Source organism: Streptomyces sp. NPDC031466 (genome assembly GCF_055581265.1).
This window is the reverse complement of the sequence record NZ_JBVIJT010000008.1, coordinates 12,808-26,576: the sequence shown is the minus strand read 5'-3', so window position 1 is coordinate 26,576 and position 13,769 is coordinate 12,808. Positions and strand designations below refer to the sequence as shown.

8 protein-coding genes are annotated in these 13,769 nt (G+C 72.9%); 2 read left to right on the top strand and 6 right to left on the bottom strand.

All coding sequences use genetic code 11. The features are described 5' to 3' along the window. Window positions 1-195: 195 nt before the first annotated feature. The 4 genes from ald to ACZ5GP_RS20365 all read right to left on the bottom strand — a co-directional run bounded on the left by ald (window position 196) and on the right by ACZ5GP_RS20365 (window position 6,134). The gene (gene ald / locus ACZ5GP_RS20380) at window positions 196-1,311 is read right to left on the bottom strand and encodes an alanine dehydrogenase (protein WP_468752185.1); all 1,116 of its coding nucleotides are present in this window, start codon (window positions 1,309-1,311) and stop codon (window positions 196-198) included. A gap of 145 nt (window positions 1,312-1,456) precedes the next feature. Then, entirely contained in the window at window positions 1,457-3,547 is a 2,091-nt protein-coding gene (locus ACZ5GP_RS20375) for a tetratricopeptide repeat protein (protein ID WP_468752184.1), read from the bottom strand. Window positions 3,548-3,718: 171 nt separating this feature from the next. Then, window positions 3,719-4,345, bottom strand: a complete 627-nt coding sequence (locus tag ACZ5GP_RS20370; RefSeq protein WP_361088168.1) for an NUDIX hydrolase — start codon at window positions 4,343-4,345, stop codon at window positions 3,719-3,721. Between the two features lie 112 nt (window positions 4,346-4,457). Further along, complete coding sequence (locus ACZ5GP_RS20365) at window positions 4,458-6,134, bottom strand: CTP synthase (protein WP_468752183.1); 1,677 nt, start codon at window positions 6,132-6,134, stop codon at window positions 4,458-4,460. 474 nt (window positions 6,135-6,608) lie between these two features. Here ACZ5GP_RS20365 and ACZ5GP_RS20360 point away from each other — a divergent pair, with 474 nt between their 5' ends. After that, window positions 6,609-8,438, top strand: a complete 1,830-nt coding sequence (locus ACZ5GP_RS20360; protein WP_468752182.1) for a glycoside hydrolase family 15 protein — start codon at window positions 6,609-6,611, stop codon at window positions 8,436-8,438. A 298-nt stretch (window positions 8,439-8,736) separates the two neighbouring features. Continuing rightward, on the top strand, window positions 8,737-10,371 hold the full coding sequence (locus ACZ5GP_RS20355; RefSeq protein ID WP_468752181.1) for a PucR family transcriptional regulator: 1,635 nt from the start codon (window positions 8,737-8,739) through the stop codon (window positions 10,369-10,371). A gap of 18 nt (window positions 10,372-10,389) precedes the next feature. Here the strand turns inward: ACZ5GP_RS20355 and ACZ5GP_RS20350 are convergent, their stop codons facing one another. Beyond that, complete coding sequence (locus ACZ5GP_RS20350) at window positions 10,390-11,553, bottom strand: glycosyltransferase family 4 protein (RefSeq protein ID WP_468752180.1); 1,164 nt, start codon at window positions 11,551-11,553, stop codon at window positions 10,390-10,392. A 304-nt stretch (window positions 11,554-11,857) separates the two neighbouring features. Further along, on the bottom strand, window positions 11,858-13,585 hold the full coding sequence (gene recN, locus ACZ5GP_RS20345) for a DNA repair protein RecN (RefSeq protein WP_468752523.1): 1,728 nt from the start codon (window positions 13,583-13,585) through the stop codon (window positions 11,858-11,860). Between the last annotated feature and the right edge of the window lie 184 nt (window positions 13,586-13,769).

Sequence of the window (13,769 nt, the reverse complement as noted above, 5' to 3'; positions counted from 1 at the left end):
GTCGGCAAAGAGACACCTTGATGTCAAGGGCATGCGGCTTGCCCGCGGCACGTTTCTCGGCCGGGCGAATCGGTTAAAGGGTTACGTTCAAGGCGAGTTGAACGTGTCCGCACCGATACGCGTACGGCCGGACCCCTCTCAAGGTCCGGCCGCTGGCGTGAGATTGACGACTTTCGTTGACGCGGGGCGCGCGCGTCAGCCGAGGAGGGACTCCAGCTCGATGTGGTCGAGCCCGTGGGCCTCGGCGACCTCCTTGTAAACGACCTTGCCGTCATGGGTGTTGAGGCCCAGGGCCAGCGCCGGGTCACGGCGCAGGGCCTCGGCCCAGCCGCGGTTGGCCAGTTCGACGATGTACGGCATCGTCGCGTTGGTCAGCGCGTAGGTGGAGGTGTTGGGGACCGCGCCGGGCATGTTGGCGACGCAGTAGAAGACCGAGTTGTGCACCGGGAAGGTCGGCTCGGCGTGCGTGGTCGGGTGCGAGTCCTCGAAGCAGCCGCCCTGGTCGATCGCGATGTCGACAAGGACACTTCCGGGCTTCATGCGCGAGACGAGCTCGTTGGTGACCAGCTTCGGGGCCTTGGCGCCCGGGATCAGCACGGCGCCGATGACGAGGTCGGCCTCCAGGCAGGCCTTCTCCAGCTCGAAGGCGTTGGAGATGACCGTCTGGATCTTCGTGCCGAAGATCTTGTCGGCTTCCTTGAGCTTGTTGATGTCCCGGTCCAGCAGGGTGACGTGGAAGCCCATGCCGATGGCGATCTGCGCGGCGTTCCAACCGGAGACGCCGCCGCCGATGACGACCGCCTTGCCCGCGGCCACACCCGGGACGCCGCCCGGCAGGACGCCGCGGCCGCCGTTGGCGGCCATCAGCTGGTAGGCGCCGACCTGCGGAGCAAGACGGCCCGCGACCTCGGACATCGGGGCGAGCAGCGGCAGGGCGCGGTTCGCGGTCTCGACGGTCTCGTACGCGATGGCGGTCGTGCCCGACTCCAGGAGCGCGTCCGTGCACTCCCTGGACGCGGCCAGGTGGAGGTAGGTGAAGAGGGTCTGGTCCTTGCGGAGGCGGTGGTACTCCTCCGCGATCGGCTCCTTGACCTTCAGCAGCAGGTCTGCGGCGGCCCAGACCTCGTCGGCGGTGTCCAGGATCTTGGCACCGGCCGAGACGTACTCCTCGTCCGTGATCGAGGAGCCGACGCCGGCGTTCCGCTCGATGACGACCTGGTGGCCGTGGCGCACCAGCTCGTGCACGCCGGCGGGGGTGATGGCCACCCGGAACTCGTTGTTCTTGACCTCGCGGGGGATGCCGACCTTCATCGTCGATCACGGTCCTTGGCTCAGGGGATTTCTCGGGCAATGCAACGCAGACCGGTGCACACGAGGGCGCAACGGGGGACACCACGAATGTACGCGGCGGAGCCAGTCTAATGAAGGATTTCTCGCTGTCTAGCCTTTCAATACTTCAATCCTCTGCGGATGCACTGCGGATTTCGTAGGCGGAAGACGCTGCTCCACCGTTCGATGCAAATCTGGCGGCCGCCAGGTACTCCTCTCCCAGCATGCGCTCGGCGGCACCTCGGTGCAGCCGGGCGGCGGTCGGGTCACCGAGCCGGTCCAGGGTGTCGGCCAGGCGCAGCTGGAGAGCCGCCTGGAGGCGTACGTCCTGCGCGTGCCGCGCCCATTCGACGGCTTCCTGGCAGGTGCGCAGCGACTCCTCGGGCCGGCCGGCGTACTCCTGCACCCGCGCCATCTCGCTCAACGCCCGCGCCTGGGCGGCCACATCGCCGTTCTTGCGGTGGCCCGTGACCGCCGAACTCCAGTTGCGCAGCGCCTCGCCGTAGCGTCCCGCGTAGGTGTGCACGGCGCCGATGCGGCCGTAGAGGCGGGCGGCGTCGGCGCGCTCGCCGCGGGCCAGGCGCTGGGCCAGCGCCCTGCCGAACCAGTCGGAGGCCCGGGACCAGTCCCCCAGCTCCTGATAGGCGCCGCCCACGGATTCCATCGCGCGGCCGGTGGCGTAGAAGTCGCCCGCCGCGCGTCCCGCGTCCAGGGCCGCCCGGTAGCGCGCGAGCGCCTCACGCGTGCGGCCGGTCTGGGCGTCGATGTCCGCGAGGTTCAGCAGCGCGGCGGCCTTCTCGCGGGGCAGGTCACGCCGCTCGGCCACATCCAGGACCAGCTGGTGGATGCCCCACAGCCGCGGGGCGGCCGCCTGGGTGCCCCGATGGGCGACGAGGGCCCGCGTGAGGGCCGCCATCAGGCGCCGGGCGAGGGTGTCGAGGTCCCCGTCGGCCACCGCGAGCCGGGCGGCGGCGAGCAGCGCGGGCTCGCGGACCGTCAGCCACTCCTCGGCGGCGCCGGGACCTTCGAAACGCAGGGCGCGGGGCATGCCCGCGAGCTTCTTGCGGGCGGCGGAGGCGTCCGGCTCGGTGACCGCCCGGCAGGACTGGAGCAGCCGTACGGTCCGCTCCAGCATCCGGGCGCGGGCCAGCTGCAGCTCGGCCGGGCGGTCCTGGGTCTCGGTGAGGGCCTTCAGCAGCGGCACCAGGCAGCCGGGCACCTCGTACTGCGGCACCGGGGACCCCACACGCCGCACGAGGCCGAGGGCGGCGAAGTCGTCCAGGGCGGCCTTGGCCCCGGAGACCGAGCAGCCGGCGAGCGCGGACGCGGTGTGCGGGTCGACGTGGCCGGAGGGGGCGAGGGAGAGCAGGCGCAGGACCCGTGCGGAGGGGCCGGACAGCGAGGCGTACGTGTGCCGGAAGACGCGGGCGAGCGGTGAGCCCTCGTCGGGCAGGTCGTGCACCCGCTTGGCGAGATCGGCGAGGGCCGCCTTGGGCCGCACGGACAGCCAACCGCCGGCCAGGACGAGGGCCGCGGGGTGGGCCGCGCAGGCCTCCACGAGGGATTCCGCCGAGCCCGGGTCGACGGTGATGCGCACGGGCCCCGCGGCGCGGGCCAGCAGGTGCACGGCGGCCGCCTTGTCCAGCCCGCCGAGGGTGCAGGGCCGTACGTCGGGGATGCCGGTGAGCGGGCCCTCGGAGACGGCGACGACCAGGCACTCGGGGGTGTCCGGGAGCAGCGGGTCGACCTGTTCGGCGTCCACCGCGTCGTCGAGGAGCAGCAGGGCCCTGCGGTCCTTGAGGGTGTCCCGCAGCAGTGCGCAGAGGTCGTCGGCGTGGGCGCCGGGCGGTGCGGGGACGGCGAGGGCGTCGAGGAAGTCGCGGGCGGTGCGTTCGGTGGGCACCCGCTCGCCGTCGGGCTCCATGAGGCGGGCCCGCAGCACGCCGTCGGGGTAGTCGCCGGTGAGCTGTCGTACGAGTTCCTCGGCGAGCGAGGTGCGGCCGGAGCCGGGGCGGCCGGCGATGAGCAGCACGCGGGCGCGGGGTGCCTTGCGGCCCGAGAGGGTGTCCAGGCCCGCCCGGTCGATGTCCGCGCGGAGTTCCTTCAACTCCCGGCCCCGGCCGACGAACTGATCACTTGTCGGCTCCGGGGCGGCGGCGGGCGAGGGCACCGCGCCACCCGCCGCCGTACCGTCGGTGTCGACCGCCTGATCCGTCACGGGCCACGCTCCCGTCCGCCTGCGCACGAACCCGCCGGGACTTCGGGCGGGACGCTTTCAGAGCCTAGTTCAGGGCTCGCGGCCCTCCTGGCCAGGCGGCGCGCACAAGTCCCCCGATCGGATCAGCAGATCGTCATACCGGTGAGGCCGATCGTGCCTGAGCCCCCGCGCTCAGGCCTCGAAGGGGCGCGCGGGCCAGGGCGCCTCGGCCGGGCGCAGGGCGTCGACTCCGTCGCCCCGCAGGGCCGCGTACAGCGAGAGGACGCCCACGACCAGGCAGTTGTTGTGCAGCTCACCGGCGTGCACCGCGCGGACCAGCTCGTCCAGCGGTACGCGGGTCAGCTCCATGTCGGCCTCCTCCTCGAAGACCTCGAAGCGCTCGCCCTCGGCCTCGGCGATGTCGCGGGCGAGGAAGATGCGCACGGCCTCGTCACAGCCGCCGGGAGAGGTGTAGACGTCGGTCAGGACACGCCAGTCCTCGGCCTTGACGTGCGCCTCTTCGTAGAGTTCGCGCTGCGCGGCGTGCAGGGGGTTCTCGCCGGGGACGTCGAGCAGGCCCGCGGGGATCTCCCAGAGCTTGTGGCGGACGGGGTGGCGGTACTGGCGGATCACCAGGACGCGGCCCTCCTCGTCGAGCGCGAGGACGGCCACCGAGCCCGGGTGGACCTGGTAGTCGCGGCGGACGACGGAGCCGTCGGGCATGAGCACGTCGTCGGTGCGCACGGAGGTCTTGTTCCCGACGAAGGGGGTGGCCGTCGCCGTGACCTGCCACTCCTCGGCGGTGTCCTTGATCGTCATGTCGCCCTGTCCTCCCACACGTGCAAACGAAAACCGGGGCACGCGCCGCAAAAGGCGCGCACCCCGGCAACCGTATCGCCCCGGTGTCGCTTACCGGACCCGGCGTCCGCCGCTACGCATCGGACCCGGCGCCCGGCTTGGCCGCGCGCTCCTGGCGTTCGACGGCCGCCTTGACCAGGCCGGCGAAGAGCGGGTGCGGACGCGTGGGGCGCGAGCGCAGCTCGGGGTGGGCCTGGGTGGCGACGAGGTAGGGGTGCACCTCGCGCGGGTACTCGACGTACTCGACGAGCTTGCCGTCCGGGGATGTGCCGGAGAACAGGATCCCGGCCTTCTTCTCCAGGTCCGCGCGGTAGGCGTTGTTCACCTCGTAGCGGTGGCGGTGGCGCTCCTCGATGTACTCCTTGCCGTCGTACACCTCGCGCGCGATGGAGCCCTCGGCCAGCTTGGCCGGGTACATGCCAAGACGCATGGTGCCGCCCATGTCGCCCTCACCGGCCACGATGTCGAGCTGCTCGGCCATGGTGGAGATCACCGGGTGGCTGGTGGCCGCGTCGAACTCGGTGGAGTTGGCGTCCGGGATGTCCGCGAGGTTGCGGGCGGCCTCGATGACGATGCACTGCAGGCCCAGGCAGATGCCGAGCAGCGGCACCTTGTTCTCGCGGGCGTACCGGATGGCGCCGACCTTGCCGTCGACACCGCGCTCGCCGAAGCCGCCCGGGATGAGGATCGCGTCGACGTCGCCGAGCTGCTTCTCGGCGCCCGCCGGGGTCTTGCAGTCGTCGGAGGTGACCCACTTGACCTTGACGCGGGCCTTGTTCGCGAAGCCGCCGGCGCGCATGGCCTCGGTCACCGACAGATAGGCGTCGGGCAGGTCGATGTACTTGCCGACCAGCGCGACGGTGACCTCGTGCCGCGGGTTGTGCACGCGGTCGAGCAGGTCGTCCCACTGGGTCCAGTCGACGTCCCGGAAGGGCAGGTCGAGCTTGCGCACGACGTAGGCGTCCAGGCCCTCGGTGTGCAGCACCTTCGGGATGTCGTAGATCGACTTGGCGTCGATGGCGGCGACCACGGCGGCCTCGTCGACGTCGCACATCAGCGAGATCTTGCGCTTGATGGCGGTCGGGACCTCGCGGTCGGCGCGCAGCACGATGGCGTCCGGCTGGATGCCGATGTTGCGCAGGGCGGCCACCGAGTGCTGGGTGGGCTTGGTCTTCAGCTCGCCGGAGGGGCCGATGTAGGGCAGCAGCGAGATGTGCACCACGAAGACGTTGTCGCGGCCGACCTCGTGGCGGACCTGGCGGACCGTCTCCAGGAACGGCAGCGACTCGATGTCGCCGACCGTGCCGCCGACCTCGGTGATGACGACGTCGACGTCGTCGGCCGCCATGCGGCGGATGCGGTGCTTGATCTCGTTGGTGATGTGCGGGATGACCTGCACGGTGTCGCCGAGGTACTCGCCGCGGCGCTCCTTGGCGATGACCTGGCTGTAGACCTGGCCGGTGGTCACGTTCGCCGAGCCGTCGAGGTCGACGTCGAGGAAGCGCTCGTAGTGGCCGATGTCCAGGTCGGTCTCGGCGCCGTCGTTGGTGACGAACACCTCACCGTGCTGGAAGGGGTTCATCGTGCCCGGGTCGACGTTCAGGTACGGGTCGAGCTTCTGCATCGTGACGCGCAGGCCACGCGCCTTGAGGAGCGCACCCAGGCTGGAGGCAGTCAGACCCTTGCCGAGGGAGGAGGCGACACCCCCGGTGACGAAGATGTGCTTGGTCGTCCTGGATTTGGGCTGCATGGCCAAGAGGGGGCTCCCGTGGTCGCGGTCTGGAGGTGCGTACCGGCGGCCTCACCGGGGATTCGGGGGGAGGCGCCGTCGCTGCGGTTCGGGGGTTCTATGACCACCGGCTCACGGGCTACCAGGGTATCAGCGACAGAACGGACCCGCTCCCGGGCGACGCCGCCACCGACTGGAGGCCACACTCCGCCATCGGGCACACACCCCACCGTCACACGATCCGCACACCCGCGCTCCCCCCGCGGGACCCTCGCATACCATCGGACACCACCTCCCACCTGCCGCTCACCCGTTCGGCGGCGCCTCGTTGCCGGGAGGGGCGCGCAGATCATCAACCTGCGTCGTATCCTGCTCGGACACTCGCTGCCGAGCCCCATCCGGCACACGGCACCACCCCGCCTTGCACCCGGAACAAGCGCTCGGCAACGATCACTTGACCGCTGATTAAGTAAGTAAGCGCCCCGCGGGGCGAACGTGGCCGTTCGACTGGAGATGCACGTGGCCGGGCGCATCGAGGACTACGCACTCATCGGAGACATGCAGACCGCTGCCCTGGTCTGCCGGGACGGCACAGTCGACTGGCTGTGCCTGCCCCGCTTCGACTCCCACGCCGTTTTCGCCGGCCTGTTGGGCACCGAGGAGCACGGCTTCTGGCGCCTCGGGCCCGCGTACGACCCCAAGGAGCAGCCCCCGACGGCTGCCCGCCGCACCTACCGCGGCGACTCCCTGGTGCTCGAATCGGAGTGGGATACCCCACGCGGCACCGTCCGCGTGATCGATTTCATGCCGCCGCGCGACAACGACGCCCCGCAGCTGGTGCGGATCGTCGAGGGCGTCAGCGGCCGGGTGCCGATGCGCTCGACGCTGCGGATGCGCTTCAGCTACGGGCGTGTGGTGCCCTGGGTGCACAAGGTGGACGGGCGCACGGTGGCCGTGGCGGGCCCCGATTCCGTGTGGCTGGACACCGAGGCCGAGACCTTCGGCAAGGACCTCACCACGTACTCGGACTTCACCGTCGCCCCGGGTGAGCGGATCGCGTTCACCATCTCGTGGCAGCCCTCGCACAAGCAGCAGCCGCCCCTGCCGGAGCCCGAGGTGGCGCTGACCGCCACCGAGGACTTCTGGCGCGACTGGGTCGAGCACTGCACGTACCACGGGCCCTACCGCGAGGCCGTGGTCCGCTCCCTGATCACCCTGAAGGCGCTCACCTACGCGCCGACGGGCGGCATCGTCGCCGCGCCCACCACCTCGCTGCCCGAGGACATCGGGGGCTCGCGCAACTGGGACTACCGCTTCACCTGGCTGCGGGACGCGGCGATCACCCTGTCGTCGCTGCTGCGCACCGGTTACCGCGAGGAGGCCCGCGCCTGGCGCGAGTGGCTGCTGCGGGCGGTGGCGGGCGACCCGGAGAACCTCCAGATCATGTACGGCATCGCGGGCGAGCGCGAGCTGGGCGAGACCGAGCTGGACTGGCTGCCGGGGTACGAGGGCTCCCAGCCGGTCCGGGCGGGCAACGGCGCGGCCCACCAGCTCCAGCTGGACGTGTACGGCGAGGTCACCGAGGCGCTGCACCTGGCGCACATGACGGGCCTGGCCCGCAACGACTACGCCTCGCTGCTCCAGCTCAAGCTGATCCGCTACCTGGAGGACCACTGGGACGAGCCGGACGAGGGCATCTGGGAGGTGCGCGGCCCGCGCCGCCACTTCGTGCACTCCAAGGTGATGGCCTGGGTCGCCGTCGACCGGACCATCAAGCTCCTGGAGTCCGGGGAGGCGGACGGTCCGCTGGAGAAGTGGCGCGAGCTGCGCGACGACATCCACCGGGACGTGTGTGAGAAGGGTTACGACCCGGAGCGCAACACCTTCACGCAGTCCTACGGCTCCAAGGAGCTGGACGCCTCGCTGCTGCTGATCCCGCAGATGGGCTTCCTGCCGCCCGACGACAAGCGCGTGATCGGCACGATCGAGGCGATCCAGCGGGAGCTGTCGACGCCGGACGGCTTCATCCTGCGCTACCCGACGTCCGGCGACGACGAGAACCTGGACGGCCTGGAGGGCGACGAGGGCGCGTTCCTCGCGTGCTCGTTCTGGCTGGCCGACGACCTGGCGATGATCGGCCGGGTGGACGAGGCGCGCAAGCTCTTCGAGAAACTGCTGGCCCTCCGCAACGACCTGGGGCTGCTCGCCGAGGAGTGGGACTCCGCGGCGCAGCGCCAGGTGGGCAACTTCCCGCAGGCGTTCAGCCACGTGCCGCTGATCGACACGGCCCTGCGGCTGACCGCCTCGGGGGCGTACGGGGGCTAGGACCTCTCTTTCGGATCAGGCCGGACGCCGCGAGCCCGGCGAGATCCGGAAGAGAGGCCCTGGCGGAGCGCTCAGGACGTGACGGCGACGGGTTGCCCGTCGCCGTCCGTGCGTTCGGCCGACCTGCGATCACGCAAGGCGGGCGCTCTTCCCCTGGCGTGACATACGCCACAAGCGGCCGCGAAGTACGCAATTTCCCGCGCGGGGGCGACGAGTTGCGCCCCGTCGGTGCCCGCCGCCCGCCGCCGTGGCCGGTCAAAGATGTTCCGGCGGCGCGCGCCCCGGTAGCGTCCGCGCCATGGACAGTCAGGGCACTCGGGGCGGCATCACCGTGCAGCGCGCGCTGGAACTTCCGGGACTGCGCGGCGGCCTCCCCGAGGTCGTCGCGGGCGCGGACCGGCTGCAGCGGACGGTGCGGTGGGTGCACGCGGGCGAGGTGCCCAACATCGCCTCGCTGCTCAAGGGCGGCGAGCTGCTGCTCACCACGGGGCTCGGGCTCGGGGCGCGCCCGGCCGAGCAGCGGGCCTTCGTGCGCAACCTCGCCGAGCGGGGCATCGCGGCGCTGGTGGTCGAGCTGGGGCCGCGCTTCGCCCGGCTGCCCGCGGCGATCGTGGAGACGGCGCGGGCCGCCGGTCTCCCGCTGGTGCAGCTGCACCGCGAGGTGCCGTTCGTGACGGTCACCGAAGAGGTGCACACGGAGATCGTCAACGGCCACTACGCGCTGCTCCAGCGGGCCGAGGAGGTGCACCGGCGGTGTACGGAGGCGCTGCTGGGCGGTGGCGGTGTGCCGCAGGTCCTCGGCATCCTCGCCGAGTTCAGCGGCAACCCGGTGTTCCTGGAGACGGCGGACGGGCAGCTCCTGTACGCCGCCGGGGCGGGCATCGAGTGCGCGGACCCGCTCCAGGTGTGGGAGGGCCTGCGCGGCCGGACCGTCGACCGGGACGGTCCGCCGGCCGGCGCGGTCCTCGTCGACGTGCCCGGAGGCGGGCCGGGCGCGGGCTCGGTGCGGGCCCGACTGGTGCTGCTCGCGGTGGAGGCGGCGCCGCTGCCGGTGCACCGCATCGCGGCGGAGCGGGCGGCGAGCAGCCTCGCGGTGGTGCTGATGCAGGCCCGTCAGGAGGAGGAGTTGGCGGCGCGCGGCCGCGGTGACTTCCTCACCGACCTCGCGGAGGGGCGCATCAAGGCCGACGACGCCCCGGCGCAGGCCCGCGTCCTCGGCTTCCGGCCGGGCCCGACGGGAAGCCCGCTGCTCCCGGTGGTGATGCGGCTCGCGGACGGGCTGCCGACCGGCGGCGGCTGGGCGGTGCTGGCGCGGGCGGTCGCGGAGGAGCTGGCGTCGGTGGGCGTGCCGGTGCTGCTCGGCGTACGTCCTGTCGAGGGCCGGGTGCCGCTGCTGCTCGGCCTGCGGTCGGAGTCGGAGCGCACGGCGGTGGCCGACCGGGTCGCGGCCGCGCTGCGGGCCGGTGTCGAACGGGCCGGGATGCAGCGGCCCGGGGCGCAGCCGCCGGTGGTGGTGGTCGGCGTCGCGGGCGGCTGGGCGGCGGCGTCGGCGGGGCTGCGGCACGCGGCGGAGACGGCGACGGCCGCGCAGGGCCTGACCGACCGGCCCTGGTACGACGCGCGGCGCCTGGACATCGACCTGCTGCTGTGGCGGCTTCGCGACCATCCCGACCTCGCGGCGTTCGTGGACCGGGCGATCGGCCCGCTGCGCACCCACGACCAGCGTTCGAAGCCGCCGCTGCTGCCCACCCTCCAGACGTATCTGGCGCACGCGGGCCGCAAGGCGGAGACGGCGCGCGAACTGCATCTGAACCGGCAGACCCTGTACAACCGCCTCGCCCGGATCAGCGAGTTGCTCGGCACGGATCTCGACGACCCGCAGACGGTCCTGGCGCTCAGTCTGGCGCTGCGGGCCCGCCGTCATGTGACGTAGGGCCGTGTGCGCCGGTCCTCAGCTGTAGGGCACGGGTTGGGTCAACTCGTCGTAGACGCTGAGGACTTGGGTGACGGTGTCGTCCTCGGTCGGCCAGCCGGCCGCCTGGGCCGTGCCCCTGTCCCGCAGTTCCGCCCTGCGCGCCGGGTCCGCGAGCAGGCGTACGACGGCGGTGGCGAGGGCCTCGGCGTCCTGGTGGGGGACGAGTTCGGCGCCGTCGCCGACCAGTTCGGGGATGCCGTCGACCGCTGCCGCGACCAGCGGCACGCGCGCGTGGAGGGCTTCCTGGGCGAGGACGGAGCGGGACTGCGGGCTGCTGGGCAGCACCGCGATGTCGGCGGCGGCGAGCAGGTCGGGCACGTCGTCGCGCCGCCCGACCAGCCGGGCGGGGAGCCGCTCGTCCTCGATGCGGTGCTGGAGGGCGCTCCGCTCGGGGCCTTCCCCGGCGACGACGAGGAGCGGCGGCGGGTCCAGGTGCCGCCAGGCGCGTGTGGCATCGAGGAGTATGCCGTAGCCGCGGTCCCGCTCCAGGGCGCCGACGGCCAGCACCAACGGGCGGTCCACCGCGCCCAGTTCGGCACGGGCCTTGTGGAGGTGCCGGTCCAGCTCCTCCTCGTGGGCGGCGGGCAGGCCGGCGGGGGCGGGTACGGGCAGCGCGACGGCGGCGAGGCGGGCGTCCCTCGCGCCTCTGGTGCGGGCCCGGTCGACGAGGTCGGACGAGGCGGCGAGGACCACGGCGGCGGCCCTGGCCACGCGCCGCTCCAGAACCCGCAGGAGGCGGGCGCGGGCGCCGGCCGCGGGCCCGTGGCCGTGCCAGGTGACGACGAGGGGTGTGCGGCGCCCGGTCAGCGCCAGGGCGGCGCGGAAGGCAGCGTGCAGCCCGTGCGCGTGCACGAGGTCGGCGTCGGCGCAGGCCACGCGGAGGGCCGCCACGGAGACGGGGTCTTTGCCGCGCGGCACGTGGACGTGGCGGGCGCCCGTGCCGGTGAAGTCGTAGGCGCGGGCGGCCTCCTCGGGGGCGCACACCGTGACCCGCACGCCCCGGGCGGCGAGGCCCGCGGCCAGCGATCTGACGTGCGCGCAGCTGCCCGCGCCGGCGCCGCCGAGTACTTGAACGGTGTGCAGCGGCGTCCGCCCGTGCGGTGTCTGTTCGTGCGGCAAATGGCTGCTCACGTGGCTCACGCGGCCGGGGCTCCTGACTCTGCGTCGGGCGGTGCGGTGCTTGGGCGTTGCGCCAAGGATGCCAGCCGGGGTGGCCGTTGCGGCACTGCCGAAAGGTCCCTGCCGTGTCCGGCGGGACAACTCCCGGAATCCAATCACCCACACGGGTGAGGGGAGGCCCCCCGCCAGGGGCGCGGGGAAGTGGGCGCCGGCCCGGGAAACGCCGCGGACGCGTCTGCCGTGTGACTGAGCAGACGCGTCCGCGGACATCCGGTGGTCGCTCGCGCAGTTCCCCGCGCCCCGGCGGGGTCCCACCAGAGGGGTTTTAGCTGTCCCCCCTGGCGGTGGCCAAGAGTTCCTCCGCGTGGGCCCGTGCCGTCTCCGAGTCCTCCTGGCCCGCCAGCATCCGTGAGAGTTCCCGCACCCGGGCCTCGCCCTCCAGGACCTGGACCCCGGAGCGCGTCACCATGCCGTCGTTGGTCTTCTCGACCAGCAGCTGCCGGTCGGCGAACGCGGCGACCTGCGGCAGATGCGTGACGACCACGACCTGAGCCGACTTGGCCAGCCGCGCGAGGCGCCGGCCGATCTCGACCGCGGCCTTGCCGCCGACACCCGCGTCGACCTCGTCGAAGAGGTAGGTGGGGACCGGGTCCGTGCCCGCGAAGACCACCTCGACGGCGAGCATCACGCGCGACAGCTCACCGCCCGAGGCGCCCTTGGCGATGGGCCGGGCCGGCGCTCCGGGGTGCGGCGCGAGGAGGAGTTCCACCTCGTCGACGCCCGCCGGGCCGTAGGCGACCGTGCGGCCGTCGACCACCACGCCGTCGGCCCCCTCGGGCACCTCTGTGCTGCTGACGGCGATCGACACGCGCGCGTGGGGCATCGCCAGCGAGGCGAGCTCCTCGGTGACGGCCGCCGCGAACCGCGAGGCGGCCTCCTGGCGCGCGTCGGTCAACGCCTGCGCGAGCCCCGCCAGTTCGATCCGCAGCGCGTCCCGCTCGGCGATCAGCTCGTCCAGCCGGTCGTCGTCGCCCTCCAGCTCGGTCAGGCGCGCGGCGCCCTCCTCGGCCCAGGCGAGCACGGCGTCGATGTCGGCTCCGTACTTCCGGGTGAGCTGGGTCAGCGCCGCCCGCCGCTCCTCCACCGCGGCCAGCCGCAGCGGATCGGCGTCGAGGTCGTCGGCGTATCCGGCCAGCTCGCCCGCCACATCGCTCAGCAGGATCCCGATCTCCCCGAGGCGCTCCGCGAGCGCGGACAGGGCGGGGTCGTGCGCGCGTACGGCCTCCAGAGCCCTGGAGGCACCCGCGACGAGCATGGCGGCGTCGACGACCTCCGGGTCCTCGGGGTTGCCCGCGAGGGCGGCGTGCGCGGACGTGGCGGCGGAGGCGAGGGCCTCGGCGTGCCCGAGCCGCTCGGCCTCGGCGGCGAGTTCGGTGTCCTCGCCGGCCCGCGGTTCGACGCCCTCGATCTCTTCGAGGCCGAAGCGCAGCAGATCCGCTTCCTGGGCACGCTCCCGCGCGCGCGTGGTGATCTCCTCGACCTCGGTGGTGACTGCCCGCAGCCTGCGGTAGGCAGCCGTGTACGTGGCGAGCGGCCCGGCGACCGCGTCGCCCGCGTACCGGTCGAGGGCGCCGCGCTGCCTGGCGGGCTTCAGCAGGCCCTGCTGGTCGGTCTGGCCGTGCACGGCGACCAGGTCGTCGGCGAGTTCGGAGAGCACACCCACCGGGACCGAGCGTCCGCCGAGGTGCGCCCGGGAGCGCCCTTCCGCCGAGACGGTACGGCTGATCAGCAGCGCCCCGTCGTCCAGCTCGGCACCGGCCTCCTCCGCGCGCACGGCCGCCGACGAGTCGGCGGGCACAGCGATGCGGCCCTCCACCACCGCCGACTTCGCGCCGATCCGCACCAGGGCGGGGTCCGCGCGCCCGCCGAGCAGCAGGCCAAGGCTCGTGACCACCATCGTCTTGCCCGCGCCGGTCTCACCCGTCACGGCGGTGAACCCTGGCGACAGCTCGACGACCGCGTCGTCGATGACTCCGAGCGACCGTATCCGCATCTCCTCCAACACGGACAAGACCTTACGAGGTCAGCGGCCCGGTCTGCGACGGGCCCTGGGCTCCGGCCACGAAGGCGCAGGTGGCGGCGGCGCCATTGTGCCCGCTGTCACTCGCGGGAGTGGGCCCGGAACCTCGCGGGAGTGGGCGCGAAGCCTCGCGGGGCGGGGTGGGGTTATCCCCCGC

What these genes read in the sequence shown, in the direction of transcription:
- ald (WP_468752185.1), bottom strand. Translation starts at nt 1,311, where the DNA reads ATGAAGGTCGGCATCCCCCGCGAGGTCAAGAACAACGAGTTCCGGGTG.
- ACZ5GP_RS20370 (WP_361088168.1), bottom strand. Translation starts at nt 4,345, where the DNA reads ATGACGATCAAGGACACCGCCGAGGAGTGGCAGGTCACGGCGACGGCC.
- ACZ5GP_RS20365 (WP_468752183.1), bottom strand. Translation starts at nt 6,134, where the DNA reads ATGCAGCCCAAATCCAGGACGACCAAGCACATCTTCGTCACCGGGGGT.
- ACZ5GP_RS20355 (WP_468752181.1), top strand. Translation starts at nt 8,737, where the DNA reads ATGGACAGTCAGGGCACTCGGGGCGGCATCACCGTGCAGCGCGCGCTG.
- recN (WP_468752523.1), bottom strand. Translation starts at nt 13,585, where the DNA reads ATGCGGATACGGTCGCTCGGAGTCATCGACGACGCGGTCGTCGAGCTG.